Source organism: Mariniluteicoccus endophyticus (assembly GCF_054780035.1).
The window spans coordinates 233,476-246,961 of the sequence record NZ_BAAGXC010000016.1 but is presented as its reverse complement, the minus strand read 5'-3'; the positions used below and the strand labels follow the sequence as shown (position 1 = coordinate 246,961).

The 13,486-nt window shown below is 70.2% G+C and carries 14 protein-coding genes; 13 read left to right on the top strand and 1 reads right to left on the bottom strand.

Annotation, left to right across the window (positions count from 1 at the left end; all coding sequences use genetic code 11):
* Window positions 1–48 precede the first annotated feature (48 nt).
* From ACYVGD_RS06515 to ACYVGD_RS06505, 3 genes are all read left to right on the top strand, one after another.
* Window positions 49–987 carry an N-acetylneuraminate synthase family protein gene (locus ACYVGD_RS06515; RefSeq protein WP_460742208.1) on the top strand — a complete coding sequence of 313 codons (939 nt, stop codon included), beginning with the start codon at window positions 49–51 and terminating at the stop codon, window positions 985–987.
* 3 nt (window positions 988–990) lie between these two features.
* On the top strand, window positions 991–1,941 hold the full coding sequence (locus tag ACYVGD_RS06510; RefSeq protein WP_460742207.1) for a hypothetical protein: 951 nt from the start codon (window positions 991–993) through the stop codon (window positions 1,939–1,941).
* 81 nt (window positions 1,942–2,022) lie between these two features.
* Window positions 2,023–2,502 carry a PaaI family thioesterase gene (locus tag ACYVGD_RS06505; RefSeq protein ID WP_460742206.1) on the top strand — a complete coding sequence of 160 codons (480 nt, stop codon included), beginning with the start codon at window positions 2,023–2,025 and terminating at the stop codon, window positions 2,500–2,502.
* A gap of 91 nt (window positions 2,503–2,593) precedes the next feature.
* Here the strand turns inward: ACYVGD_RS06505 and ACYVGD_RS06500 are convergent, their stop codons facing one another.
* Window positions 2,594–2,776, bottom strand: a complete 183-nt coding sequence (locus tag ACYVGD_RS06500; protein WP_460742205.1) for a hypothetical protein — start codon at window positions 2,774–2,776, stop codon at window positions 2,594–2,596.
* Window positions 2,777–2,782: 6 nt separating this feature from the next.
* Here ACYVGD_RS06500 and priA point away from each other — a divergent pair, with 6 nt between their 5' ends.
* The 10 genes from priA to secF all read left to right on the top strand — a co-directional run bounded on the left by priA (window position 2,783) and on the right by secF (window position 13,484).
* Complete coding sequence (priA, locus tag ACYVGD_RS06495; protein ID WP_460742204.1) at window positions 2,783–3,511, top strand: bifunctional 1-(5-phosphoribosyl)-5-((5-phosphoribosylamino)methylideneamino)imidazole-4-carboxamide isomerase/phosphoribosylanthranilate isomerase PriA; 729 nt, start codon at window positions 2,783–2,785, stop codon at window positions 3,509–3,511.
* A 65-nt stretch (window positions 3,512–3,576) separates the two neighbouring features.
* The gene (locus ACYVGD_RS06490; RefSeq protein ID WP_460742203.1) at window positions 3,577–5,853 is read left to right on the top strand and encodes an HAD-IB family hydrolase; all 2,277 of its coding nucleotides are present in this window, start codon (window positions 3,577–3,579) and stop codon (window positions 5,851–5,853) included.
* Between the two features lie 41 nt (window positions 5,854–5,894).
* The gene (locus ACYVGD_RS06485; protein ID WP_460742202.1) at window positions 5,895–6,881 is read left to right on the top strand and encodes a GNAT family N-acetyltransferase; all 987 of its coding nucleotides are present in this window, start codon (window positions 5,895–5,897) and stop codon (window positions 6,879–6,881) included.
* Between the two features lie 40 nt (window positions 6,882–6,921).
* Window positions 6,922–7,674 carry a YebC/PmpR family DNA-binding transcriptional regulator gene (locus ACYVGD_RS06480; protein ID WP_460742201.1) on the top strand — a complete coding sequence of 251 codons (753 nt, stop codon included), beginning with the start codon at window positions 6,922–6,924 and terminating at the stop codon, window positions 7,672–7,674.
* 85 nt (window positions 7,675–7,759) lie between these two features.
* Window positions 7,760–8,380 carry a crossover junction endodeoxyribonuclease RuvC gene (gene ruvC / locus ACYVGD_RS06475; protein WP_460742200.1) on the top strand — a complete coding sequence of 207 codons (621 nt, stop codon included), beginning with the start codon at window positions 7,760–7,762 and terminating at the stop codon, window positions 8,378–8,380.
* A complete protein-coding gene (gene ruvA, locus ACYVGD_RS06470) occupies window positions 8,377–8,985 on the top strand; it encodes a Holliday junction branch migration protein RuvA (protein ID WP_460742199.1) in 609 nt (202 codons plus the stop codon). Before ruvC ends, ruvA begins: the two co-directional genes overlap by 4 nt.
* Window positions 8,986–9,004: 19 nt before the next feature.
* Window positions 9,005–10,048 (top strand): Holliday junction branch migration DNA helicase RuvB, encoded by a 1,044-nt coding sequence (ruvB, locus tag ACYVGD_RS06465; RefSeq protein WP_460742198.1) that lies wholly within the window; start codon window positions 9,005–9,007, stop codon window positions 10,046–10,048.
* A gap of 75 nt (window positions 10,049–10,123) precedes the next feature.
* Window positions 10,124–10,546: a preprotein translocase subunit YajC gene (gene yajC / locus ACYVGD_RS06460; protein WP_460742197.1), complete on the top strand. Its 423-nt coding sequence runs from the start codon at window positions 10,124–10,126 to the stop codon at window positions 10,544–10,546.
* A gap of 14 nt (window positions 10,547–10,560) precedes the next feature.
* Window positions 10,561–12,255: a protein translocase subunit SecD gene (secD, locus tag ACYVGD_RS06455; RefSeq protein ID WP_460742196.1), complete on the top strand. Its 1,695-nt coding sequence runs from the start codon at window positions 10,561–10,563 to the stop codon at window positions 12,253–12,255.
* Window positions 12,252–13,484, top strand: a complete 1,233-nt coding sequence (gene secF / locus ACYVGD_RS06450) for a protein translocase subunit SecF (RefSeq protein WP_460742195.1) — start codon at window positions 12,252–12,254, stop codon at window positions 13,482–13,484. The genes secD and secF overlap by 4 nt, the downstream gene beginning before the upstream one ends.
* Window positions 13,485–13,486: the final 2 nt, after the last annotated feature.

Below are 13,486 nucleotides of genomic sequence, written 5' to 3'. Positions count from 1 at the left end.
GCTTTCTGTCGCGAGCCCCCGCCCGCGTCGCCCAGGTGAAAGGACGTCATGACCACTCCGACCGCGAACACCCCCGTGCGGCTGATCGGCACCCGGCCCGTCGGCCTCGGCAACCCGGTCTACGTCACCGGCGAGATCGGCATCAACCACAACGGTGACGTCGACAACGCGCTGCGGCTGATCGACGCCGCGGTCCAGGCCGGCTGCGACGGAGTGAAGTTCCAGAAGCGCACGCCCGAGGTGTGCACCCCGCGCGACCAGTGGGACCTCGAGCGCGACACGCCGTGGGGCCGCATGAAATACATCGACTACCGCCACCGCGTCGAGTTCGGTGAGCAGGAGTACGCGCAGATCGACGCGTACTGCAAGGAGAAGGGCATCGACTGGTTCGCCTCCCCGTGGGACACCGGCTCGGTCGACTTCCTCGAGAAGTTCGACGTCCCCGCCCACAAGGTGGCCTCCGCGTCGTTGACCGACGACGAGCTGCTGCGCCGCATGCGCGAGACCGGCAAGACGATCATCTTGTCGACCGGCATGTCCACGCCCGCCCAGATCCGCCACGCCGTCGAGGTCCTCGGCAGCGAGAACACGATCATGTGCCACGCCACGTCGACCTACCCGGCCAAGGCCGAGGAGCTCAACCTGCGCATGATCCACACGCTGCAGCGCGAGTTCCCGAACGTGCCGATCGGCTACTCGGGCCACGAGACCGGGCTGCAGACCACGCTCGCCGCGGTCGCGCTCGGCGCCGTGTTCATCGAGCGCCACATCACGCTCGACCGCGCCATGTGGGGCTCCGACCAGGCCGCGTCGGTCGAGCCGGGCGGGCTGGAGCGCCTCGTGCGCGACATCCGCGTCATCGAGACCGCGCTGGGTGACGGCGTCAAGAAGGTCTACGAGGGCGAGCTCGCCGCGATGAAGAAGCTCCGTCGCGTCCCCGGCGTCGTTGCCGAGTTCGATGACGTTTCGGGCGGGCCGGTCGCCTGACCCGTGGCTGACGCCGTCGCGCTGGTCGACTCGCCCGCGCAGACCCTGAACGCGGTCGAGTGGGCGTACGCGACCGGCACGCCGACGCGCATCGTCCAGCTGGCGCCCACCGACCTGCGCACGCGGCTGCAGATGCACCGTGTCGCCGAGCTGGCGCGTGCCCACGGCTTCACCGTCGACTGGGTGGAGGCACGGTTGTCGCCCCGTCACCAGGCCGCGGCCGTCGCCCGGCTCGCGCCGGTGGTGCGCGCGGCCGACACGGTCGTCCTCGGCGACCCGTACGCGGGTCTCGCCCACCTCCTGCTCGCCACGACGCGCAACCCCCGCGTCGTCGTCGTCGACGACGGCACGGCCACGATCCGTTACGCGGAGCAGTGGGCCTCCGGCGCCCCGCTGGTCCGGTGGCACGAGGCCGCCCCGCCGCGGCTCAACCGGATGGTCGCCGGGCCGGCGTACAGGGTCCTGGGCGGCGGCTCCCCGGCCGTCTCGCTGTTCACCGCCATGCCGCTCACGGTCGACATGCCGCACGAGACCAACGCGTACGCCTGGGCTCGCTCGCTGTGGGGAGAGCCCGAGCGTCTGCCCGCCTCCGACCTGATGGGCACCTCGCTCGTCGAGACAGGGGTCGTCGACGAGAACGCCTACCTGGCGGGCGTACGCCGCCTCGTCGCCGGGCGTGCGGTGGGCCGCTACCTGCCCCACCGGCACGAGTCGGGGGCCAAGCTGCAGGCGATCGAGGACATGGGCGTACGCATCGTCCGGCCCGACCTGCCGATGGAGCTGTGGGCGCGTCGCGGCCCGATCGGGGGTCACGTGCTGAGCTTCCCGTCGACGGTGCTGCACACGCTGCCGCTGGTGCTCGGCGGCGTCGCGGTCGAGTCGCTGTCGGTCGAGGACGCCTGGTTCACCGAGAACACCGACGAGGGCTCGCGCAGCTTCGTACGCGGCATCTAGGCGCCACACCCGAACGGGGGACTTCCCGCCGCGCCCGACCAGTGGTTCGATGCGTCCAACGACTCGATGAGGAGCACGACCGTGAACGACAACCCCGCCGTCCAGGACCACTACGACTCCGCCTTCGCCGCCTGCTACGGCTGTGGCGCCGAGAACGAGGCCGGCCACCAGCTGAAAACCCGCTGGGACGGCGACTCGCATACCGACACCATCACCCGCTTCACGCCGAAGCCGGAACACACGGCGCTGCCCGGGTTCGTGTACGGCGGCCTGGTCGCCTCGGTCATCGACTGCTCCGGCACCGGCTCCGCCGCGCTGGCCGGCAACCACGCCGCCGGCCGGGACTTCGAGGCCGAGGGCTCGCTCCGCTTCGTCACCGGCACGCTGGAGGTGCGCTACCTCAAGCCCACGCCCATGGGCGTCGAGCTGGTGTGCCGCGGGCACATCGACGAGGTGAAGGGCCGCAAGATCACCGTCTCGCTGACCCTGTCCGCCGACGGCGTCGACGTCGCCACCGGCAAGGTCATCGCCCTCGAGGCGCCCGACTCGATGAGCGCCTGACCTCTCCCCACAACAGGCCGAAGACTCCACAACGGGTGAAGCAACGCCTGTTGTGGAGTTTTCGGCCTGTTGCGTGGGTGGTGAGGTGGCGTCAGTCGGTCACGTGGTGTCGCTCGGCGAGGGCCAGGGTGGTCGGGCCGGCGTGGTCGAGGATGCCGGCGTCGAGGTCGAGGGCGGTACGCAGGCTCGTCACCGCCGCGTCCTCTTCCCCGGGCCTCACCAGCGCCTCGGCGAGCCGCAGGGGTGGGTAGGGGTTCTCCGGATTCTGTAGCATCGAGGGGTGCACTCACTCACGCTTCTTCCCGCTGTCGACGTCAAGGACGGCCAGGCCGTCCAGCTCGTGCAGGGGGTGGACGGCACGGAGAAGACCTTCGGTGATCCGCTGGCCGCGGCCCGGCGGTGGCAGGACGCCGGCGCCGAGTGGCTCCATCTCGTCGACCTCGACGCGGCCTTCGGCAAGGGCTCGAACGCCGAGGTCATCGCCGAGGTAGTGTCGGCAATGAAGCTCGACGTCGAGCTGTCCGGCGGCATCCGCGACGACGCCTCGCTCGAGCGGGCGGTGGCCACCGGCTGCCGCCGGGTCAACATAGGGACTGCCGCCCTCGAGAGCCCCGAGTGGTGCGAGGAGATCATCGCCGAGCACGGTGACCGCATCGCCATCGGCCTCGACGTCAAGGGGGACAAGCTCGCTGCGCGCGGCTGGACCCGCGAGGGCGGAAACGTCTTCGAGACCCTCGAACGCCTCGACGCCGCCGGCTGCTCGCGCTACGTCGTCACCGACGTCGCCTCCGACGGCATGCTGTCGGGCCCCAACTTCGAGCTGCTGGGCGCCATCTGCGCCCGCACCGAGGCCCCCGTCATCGCCTCGGGCGGTGTCTCGTCGCTGGAAGACCTACGCCAGCTCCGCGGGCTGGTCCCGATCGGCGTGGAGGGCGCGATCATCGGCACCGCCCTCTATGTCGGCAATTTCACGCTCGAGGAGGCCCTCGAAGTCTCCCGCACAGCCTGAGCAGCGTCGCTGGTTGTAGGGTTCGGCCAATGCAGTCCGTCGGACGATTCCGATAGCCTGCCCGGGTGCTGAACACGGTCGACGTCCCCGCCCTCGACGGGCCCCTCGCAGAACTCCTCGACGGAAAGTTCGTCGTGATGACCGGCGTCACCGGTTTCATCGGCGAGCAGCTGCTCTGGAAGATCCTCTCCGAGCTCCCCACGACCAGGGTCGGCGTGCTCGTGCGTCGCAAGGGGGACGCGTCGGCGTACGACCGCATGGTCAAGGTCGTCAAGAAGCGCATCTTCGCCGACCTGCGCGAGGCCGCCGGTGGGGCCGAGGCCCTGCTGGACGCCCGCGTCACCGTCATCGAGGGTGACCTGCCGAACGTGCCCGACCTGCCAAGCGACATGGATGTGCTCGTCCACTGCGCCGGTGACGTGTCGTTCGACCCGCCGATCGATCAGGCGTTCAAGACCAACGTGCTCGGCACGCGGGCACTCATGGAGAAGATGCTCGAGGCGGTGCCGCCGGCCGAGGGCCGTGTACCCCACTACGTCCACATCTCCACCGCCTACACCGCCGGTCGCCGCCGCGGCCCGATCACCGAGTCCGCCCACGAGCACGACGTCGACTACGCCGTCGAGACCGAGTGGGCGCTCAAGCTCGCCGAGCAGATCGAGATCGAGTCGCGTACGCCGGAGCGCCTGGCCGTCCTGCGCCGCCAGGCCGAGCGCGAGCACAACCGCGCCGGACACCTGACCACGGCCGCCGACACCGAGCGTCGCCGCCAGGAGTGGGTCGCCGAGGCGCTGGTCACCGCCGGCACCGAGCGTGCCCGCAGCCTGGGCTGGACCGACGCGTACACCTTCGCCAAAGCGATGGGTGAGCGGATCGTCGCCGACCTCGGCCGCGACATCCGCGTGTCGATCGTGCGGCCAGCCATCGTCGAGTCGTCCCTGAAGCACCCCTACCCGGGCTGGATCGAAGGCTACAAGATGGCCGAGCCGCTGATCATGGCCTACGGCAAGGGCGCGCTGCCCGAGCTGCCCGCCACGCCCGACTCGGTCATCGACATCGTGCCGTGCGACCACGTCGTGAACGCGATCGTCGCCGTGTGCGCGACCGAGCCCGCGATCGGCCGGCCGGAGTTCTACCACGTGAGCTCGGGCACCCGTAACCCGCTGACGTTCCGCGATCTCTACCTGCACGTGCGCCAGTACTTCACCGACCACCCGTTCGACCCCGATGCGCCGAAGAAGCTCCCGAGCTGGAGCTTCCCCGGCGCCGGGCGGATCGAGCGCGTGCTGGCCGCGACCGAGCTCGGCTACGACCTCGCCGGCCGGGCCCTGTCGGTGGCGCCGCGCTCGGACCGGACGCGCCGCGCGGCGAAGAGGCTCGACCGCAGCAAGGACCAGATGGGCGGGCTGAAGCGCTACCTCGCCCTCTACGGCGAGTACCTGCGCTCCGAGCTCTATTTCGTCGACGACCGCACGCTTGCGCTCCACAACAGCCTCGCCGAGCAGGACAGGGAGTCGTTCGGGTTCGACACCGCGGCGGTGGACTGGACCGAATACATCGAGCGCATCCACTGCCCGTCGGTGACGCAGTCGACGCGCGACCGCATCGCGATCCGCAAGCGCCGCGGGTCGCGCCCGGCGCCGGCGGTGCTGCCGGCCATCGAGAAGGCCGCCGCGCCCGACGTCGTGGCGGTCTTCGATCTCCACGGCACCGTCGTGGGCGCCAACGTGATCGAGACCTACGTGTGGGCACAGCTGCGCGACCGCTCCGTACGCCACCGCGCCGGCGAGCTCGTCTCGCTGACCTCCGCGCTGCCCGACCTGATCCGCACCGAGCGCGATGACCGCAGCTCGTTCCTGCGTGCGTCCTACCGTCGCTACTCCGGCACCGAGCTCGCCGAGCTGGAGCGCGCGGTCGACGAAGGGCTGGGGGAGCGCATCACGTCGCGTCTCATCCCCGACGCCGTGCGCCGCATCGAGGAGCATCGCGCCGCGGGTCACCGCACCATCTTGATGACCGGCGCGATCCGTCCCTTCACCCGCCCGGTCGCCCACCTGTTCGACGAGGTCGTGGCCGCCGACCTGGCCACCGACGCCAACGGTCGCTGCAACGGCTTCCTGACGGGCCCGCCGATGGTGGGGGAGTGGCGTTCGTCGTGGCTGCGTCGCTGGGCCGAGGTCCAGGGCGTCGACCTGTCCCGCTCCTTCGCGTACGCCGACTCGCTGGCAGACCTGCCGCTGCTGTCCGCCGTGGGCCACCCGGTGGTCGTCAACGCCGATCTCGACCTGAGCAGGGTCGCCACGGCGCGCCACTGGTCGGCGGTGGAGTGGCCCAGGGGCTAGAATGAACGGTCGGCAACCTGCCCACCGAGAGGGGATCTGAGATGGGGCATACCCTCGACGACACGACCTCGCTCACGTGGCGCGTGGCCCAGATGAGCGAGATCGACCACGTCACGCGGTTGATCGACGCCATCAACTACTTCGACGACCCGGCCGAGACCTACCTGCCCGAGACGATCCGCGACTACTGCGCGAACGACCCGACGGCGCTCACGAGGCTCCTGCTGGGCTGGGAGGCCGACTCGGTCGTCGCGTTCGCCTGGAACATCGACGTGCCCGGTGATCCCGACCCACGCCAGGTCCGCCTGGGTGGCGGCGTCCACCCGGCCTACCGCCACCAGGGCATCGGCCGCCAGCTGCTGCGTTGGCAGTGGGACGCCGCCGTCGAGCGCAACATCCTCGAGTTCGACGGCCGTCCGTTGGAGCTGCTCGCGTACGCCGACGCGCGCCTGGCCGCCAAGGGTGACCTCTACGTGAAGTCGGGCATGCACGAGAAGCGTCGCTTCGTCGACATGCGCTGCCCCATCTTTGACGTGGAGGCCCTCCACCGCCGCATCGCCGAGACATCGCCCGAGGGCATCACATTCGTCCCGTTCACGTGGGACCTGTGCGGTGCGGCGCGAGACGCCCACAACGAGGCGTTCGCCCAGGAGTGGAACGCGGCGCCGGTCTCGGCCGACGAGTGGCACGCCCAGGTCCGCCGTCCGGCCGCCCGGCCGGAGTGGTCGTGGCTCGCGCTGGACGACACCACCGGCGAGGTCGTGGGCTATGCCATGAACTCCGACCCCATCCCCGACGACGACGTCGTCGACGGCTGGACCGACCGGCTGGGCGTACGCCCGTCCCACCGCGGCCGCGGGATCGCACGCGGTCTGCTGGTCAGGTCGCTGGCGACGTTCGCCGACGCGGGTGCCGACGCCGGCGGTCTCGGCATCGACTCGCGCGGTGAGCTGAACGACGAGCTGTATCGTTCGGTCGGCTACGAACCCACCGACACCATCGTGCAGTACGCGGCCGACGCCGCCTGACTGCAGGACGCACCTTGCACCGACGAGAAAGGGGCTGCGCATGAGCGGTCACTCCAAATGGGCCACCACGAAGCACAAGAAGGCCGTCATCGACGCCAAGCGCGGCAAGCTGTTCGCCAAGCTGATCAAGAACGTCGAGGTCGCGGCACGGCTCGGCGGTGGCGACCCCGCGGGCAACCCGACGCTGTACGACGCCATCCAGAAGGCGAAGAAGTCGTCGGTGCCCAACGACAACATCGACCGCGCCGTCAAGCGCGGCTCGGGTGAGGGCGCCGACGCCGTCAGCTACGAGACGCTGTTCTACGAGGCCATGGCGCCCGGCGGCGTGGGCCTGCTGATCGAGTGCCTCACCGACAACCGCAACCGTTCGGCCTCCGAGGTGCGCGTCGCGGTGACGCGCAACGGCGGCTCGATGGCCGACGCCGGCTCGGTGTCGCGCATCTACCAGCGCAAGGGTGTCGTGGAGGTGGCCAAGGCCCAGGGCGGCCGCGAGGTCACCGAGGACGACCTGCTCGAGGTGACCCTCGACGCGGGGGCCGAGGAGGTCATCGACCAGGGCGAGGGCTTCACCATCCAGTGCGACCCGTCCGACGTGGTCGAGGTGCGCAAGGCCGTCCAGGGAGCCGGGCTCGACTACGAGTCGGCCGAGGTCTCGTTCGTGCCCGACTACGACACCCAGGTCGACGCCGAGGTGGCCGAGAAGGTCGAGCGCATCATCGACGCCCTCGAAGACTGCGACGACGTCCAGAACGTGTACGCCAACTACGAGGGCCCCGAGTCCGACGAGGCGTGAGCGTCGCCCGGACCGGCGTTTCGGCGCCGGCCCGGCGACCGCCCGCGATACCATCCGAACGTCTGTTCGACGTGAGGAGGGGTGCATGCGTGTGCTCGGGATCGACCCCGGCCTGACCCGCTGCGGGTACGGCGTGGTCGAGGGCCTTCCCGGCCGACCGCCCCAGCTGCTCGCCGTGGGCGTGATCCGCACCGACTCGGCACTCGATGCGCCACGTCGGCTCGTGACGATCGAGGTCGAGATCCAGGCCCTTCTCGAGACGTGGCTGCCCGACGTGCTGGCTGTAGAGCGCGTGTTCGCCCAGAACAACCTCAACACCGTCATGGGCACCGCTCAGGCGTCGGGCGTCGCCATGCTGGTCGGTGCCCGCAACGGCATCCCCGTCGCCGAGCACACCCCGAGCGAGGTGAAGGCCGCCATCTCGGGCTCGGGCCGGGCCGACAAGAAGCAGGTCGGCACCATGGTCGCCCGCGTGCTCAGGCTCGACGAGCCCCCGAAGCCGGCCGACGCGGCCGACGCCGTCGCGCTGGCGATCTGCCACGTGTGGCGCGGCGGCACGCGCAACCGCCTCACCGAGGCCACCGCGCGCCACTCGCGCACCGCCCACGGCGAGTCGATGGAGCGTGCGCGAGAGATCGCCGCACGCCAGACCGAACGCATCCGTGCGGCCCAGCTGAAGGTCCAGTCCACAGGAGGAACCCGATGATCGCCCATCTCAAGGGCACCGTCACCGCGGTCGGCGCCACGTCGGTCGTCGTCGACCTGGCCGGGTTCGGCGTCCGCTGCTTGGTCACGCCCGCCACCGCGACGTCCGTACGCCTCGGCCAGCCCACCGAGCTGCAGACCAGCATGGTCGTGCGCGAGGACTCGATGACCCTCTACGGGTTCGCGACCGCCGACGAGCGCGACTGCTTCGAGCTGGCCATGTCGGCTTCGGGCATCGGCCCCAAGATCGCTCTGGCAATGATGTCGGTGCTGAGCCCCGGCGAGTTCCGCGTCGCCGTCGCCTCGGGCGACCACAAGACCCTGACGCGTACGCCGGGGCTGGGCCCGAAGGGTGCCCAGAAGGTCGTGCTCGAGCTCAAGGACAAGGTCAACGCCCTCGGCCCGGTCACCGCTCCCGACGGCACGCCGGCGGCACCCTCGGCCAACGAGCCGTGGCGCGAACAGGTCGCCACCGGCCTGCAGGGGCTGGGCTGGTCGGCCAAGGACGCCGAGGCGGCCTGTGAGCGCGTGGCACCGCTCGCCGAGACCGAGACGAACGTGGCCGTGCTGATGCGGGCGGCGCTGCAGTCGCTCGCCAAGCGCTGAGCCTGAGAGGATCGACCGCGTGAGCGACTCGCCCCTCGACCCCCACGCCCTGACCGACGAGAAGGCCGCCGAGGCCGCGCTGCGGCCGGCGTCCCTGACCGAGTTCCGGGGCCAGCCGCGCGTCGCCGACCAGCTTGGCCTCGTCCTCGAGGCGGCGCGACACCGCGGCGCGGTGGCCGACCACGTGCTGCTGTCGGGGCCGCCCGGCCTGGGCAAGACGACGCTCGCCATGATCATCGCTGCCGAGATGAACGCGCCGATCCGAATCTCGTCGGGTCCGGCGATCCAGCACGCCGGCGACCTGGCGGCCATCCTGTCGGGCTTGGTCGAGGGGGAGGTGTTCTTCCTCGACGAGATCCACCGCATGTCGAAGCCCGCCGAGGAGATGCTCTATCTGGCGATGGAGGACTTCCGCGTCGACGTCGTCGTCGGCAAGGGGCCCGGCGCCACTGCGATCCCGCTGGAGATCCCGCCGTTCACCATGGTCGGCGCCACGACGCGTGCGGGCCTGCTGCCCGGGCCGCTGCGCGACCGCTTCGGGTTCACCGCCCAGCTCGACTTCTACGAGCCCTTCGATCTCGAGCGGATCATCGCACGCTCGGCCGGCGTGCTGGGCGTACGCATCGACCCGCAGGCGTCCGCCGAGATCGCGCGCCGCTCCCGAGGCACCCCGCGCATCGCGAACCGTCTGCTGCGCCGCGTGCGCGACTACGCGCAGGTGCGTTCCGACGGCCGCATCACCGTCGAGCTGGCGAAGGCGGCGCTCGAGCTCTACGAGGTGGACGAGCAGGGTCTCGACCGGCTCGACCGCGGCGTGCTCGACGCGCTGTGCCGCAAGTTCGGTGGCGGCCCGGTCGGCCTGTCGACACTGGCGATCTCGGTGGGGGAGGAGGCCGAGACCGTCGAGGAGGTCGCCGAGCCCTTCCTCGTGCGTCAGGGCTTCCTGATGCGTACGCAGCGCGGCCGCGTCGCCACGGCCGCCGGGTGGTCGCACCTGGGCCTGAGGCCCCCTGCTGGTGCGGCCGGTCCCGACCTGTTCGGGATTTCACCCGATCGCGGATAGACTCCCGCAGTCGGCCCGTCCTGCGGGACGTGTCGGCATGCCTGTAGCCGTCCGATCACACACGAAACGGGAGCCATGGAGTCCGTCATCGTCATCGCCCTCATGCTGGCGGGACTGGTGTTCCTGGTGTTCCTTCCCCAACGACGTGCCCAGAAGCAGCACGAACAGCTCGTCGCCTCGCTGCGGCCCGGCGCCCGCGTCATGCTGACCAGCGGCATTCACGGGACGGTCGTCTCCCTCGGTGAGACCACGATGCAGCTCGAGGTCGCCCCGGGCACCCACCTCGAGGTCGCCACCCGTGCGGTCGCCCAAGTCGTGGAGGCCCCGACGGCCACGCCCGTCGCCGAGCACGACGTCCACGAGACGGACGAGGCCCTCGAGGCAGACCACGAGACGGAGCCCGACGGTTCCGTCGACCCAGACCCGATCGACCCACCCGCGGGCAACGGCCCCGCGCGGGTCGAGGCTCCCGACACCCAGAAGCCCTCCGAGGCTTGACGAGAAGGTACGAAGTGGCAACCAAACACGGAAAACCGCTGCGCACGCTCGTGGCGACCTTCCTCGCACTCGCCGCGTGCATCGGTGTGATGGCGATGGCGAAGGCCTGGACCCCGAAGCTGGGTCTCGACCTGCGAGGTGGCACGACGATCACGCTGACGGCGACGAACACCACCGGTGGCGGCGCGCCGACGCGTGAGAGCCTCGAGCAGGCCCGCACGATCATCCAGCAGCGCGTCGACAGCCTCGGCGTCGGTGAGACCGAGGTCACGACTTCGGGCGAGCGACAGATCGTGGTCACCGTGCCCAACGTCCAGCAGGACGAGCTCGTCCGCCTCGTCGGCCAGACCGCCGTCCTGACCTTCCGCGCCGTCGCGATGGTCGACAACGCGGCGCCGGTGCCCGACCCGACAGCGACGGGTACGCCCCAGGCCACCGGCAGCCCGGCCCCGAACGCCACGCCGGGTGCCGAGGCGACCCCGGGTGCGGCGACCCCGCAGGCCGCTCCGAGCGGCAACCCGCGTCCGGCCCCCCAGCTGCCGACCGCACCGCCCGCGCCCAAGACCCCGCGTCCCACGGCGCCCGGCACGGGCCTGACCCCCGAGAAGGCGCTCACCTGGCAGCCGTCGGAGCAGGACCTCGCCGAGTTCCAGGAGTTCACCTGCGACCAGAAGTTCGTCGAGGTCTCCGACCAGCCGCTCATCGCGTGCGACCGCAGCGGCACCCAGAAGCTCCTGCTCGGCCCTGCCCTCGTCAAGGGCGACATGCTGACCAACGCGACCGCCGGCGTGCCCCAGAACCAGCTCAACTGGGTCGTCAACCTGGAATTCAACAACGAGGGAGCCGCGGCGTTCGAGAAGGCCACCGGCCAACTCGCCTCCCAGCAGGACCCGATGAACCGCTTCGCCATCGTCCTCGACGGCAAGTCGATCTCAGCACCCTCGGTCAGCCAGGCGATCCCCGGCGGCCGCGCCGAGATCTCCGGCGGCTTCGACGAGAAATCGGCCACCGAGCTCGCCAACGTCCTGAAGTACGGCGCGCTGCCGCTGGCCTTCGAGGTGTCCTCGGTCGACAACGTGTCCGCCACCCTCGGCGGCGAGCAACTGCGCGCCGGCATCATCGCCGGCCTGATCGGCCTCGGCCTGGTCGTCCTCTATTCGTTCCTGTACTACCGCGGCCTCGGCATCGTGGTCGTCGCCTCGCTCGCGGTCGCCGCCGCGTTCACCTACGCGATGATGGTGCTGCTCGGCAAGTCCGTCGGGTTCGCGCTGAACCTGCCCGGCATCGCCGGCGCCATCGTGGCGATCGGCACGACGGCCGACTCGTTCATCATCTATTTCGAACGCATCCGTGACGAGGTCCGCGATGGCCGCTCGCTGCGCTCCGCGGTCGAGACCGGTTGGCAGAAGGCCAGGTCCACGATCCTCGTGGCCGACGCGGTGTCGCTGCTGTCGGCCGTCGTACTGTTCATCCTCGCGATCGGCGCGGTCAAGGGCTTCGCGTTCACGCTCGGCCTGACCACCCTCATCGACATCGCGATGGTCTTCTGGTTCACCAAGCCCCTGATGAGCCTGCTGGTGCGTACGAAGTTCTTCGGTCAGGGCCACAAGCTGTCGGGCCTCGACGCCGAGCACTTCGGCGTGAAGTCGATCCAGGGCCGCACCGGACGCCGCACCACCCGGCCCACCATCGAGGAGTCGAAGGCATGACAACCCAGACCACCGACAAGACGTCCGCGAAGGCGTCGGGGCCCAAGGACAGCCTGACCCACCGCCTCTACACCGGTCAGATCGCCTACGACTTCGTGGGCCGCCGCAAGCGCTGGTATGCGATCTCAGCAGCCCTGATCGCCCTGAGCCTCCTCGCCCTGCTGGTGCGCGGCCTCGACCTCGGCATCGAGTTCAAAGGCGGCGCCGACTTCCAGGCGCCGACGAAGGTCACGGCGACGACGGTCGACGACATGAAGGCCGCCGTCGCGAAGGTCGGCCTGCCAGACATGGGTGACACGTCGGTCACGACCATCGGCGACAGGACCGTCCGCGTCCAGACGCGTACGCTCGACGCCGAGACCGAGGTGCCGAAGATGCGTACGGCGATCGCCGAGCACGTCGGGACCGCGCCGGACAAGGTGGCCTACAACCTCATCGGTGCCTCCTGGGGCCAGCAGATCACACAGAAGGGCGCGATCGCCCTCGTGGTGTTCCTCGTGCTGGTCATGCTGATGATCTGGGCCTATTTCAGAGACCTCAAGATGTCTTTCGCGGCGATCGCGGCGCTCCTGCACGACCTGGTGCTGACCATCGGCATCTATGCGCTCGTGGGGTTCACGTTCACCCCGACCACCCTCATCGGCCTGCTGACGATCCTCGGCTACTCGCTGTACGACACGGTCGTCGTGTTCGACAAGGTGCGTGAGAACGTCGTCGACCTCAAATCGTCGCGCAAGACGTACACCGAGGCCGCCAACCACGCCGTCAACCAGGTGCTCGTGCGCTCGCTGAACACCACCGTGATCGGCGTCCTGCCCGTGGCCGCGCTGCTCATCGCGGGTGCGTTCATCCTCGGCACCGGCCCACTGAAGGACCTCGGCCTCGCGCTGTTCGTCGGCATGATCGCCGGCGCCTACTCCTCGGTGTTCATCGCCACCCCACTCCTGGTCGACATGAAGGAGCGCGAGCCGGAGATGGTCAGCCACCGCGAGCGCCTCGAGCGCAAGCAGACCCGTCGCCATCGCCCCGCCGCGTCCGACGAGGACACGTCGGAGCCGTCGAACGACGACCTCGCCGGCGAGACCGCCGAGAACGAGGAGGCCAAGGGCACGACGACGCGTACCGGAGCGCGGGTGACGACCACCACCGTGCGTCCGCACCGCATCGCCAATACAGACACCGACCGGCGCCAGCCGCGCAACCAGTCGCGCAGCCAGCGAAAGAAGTGACG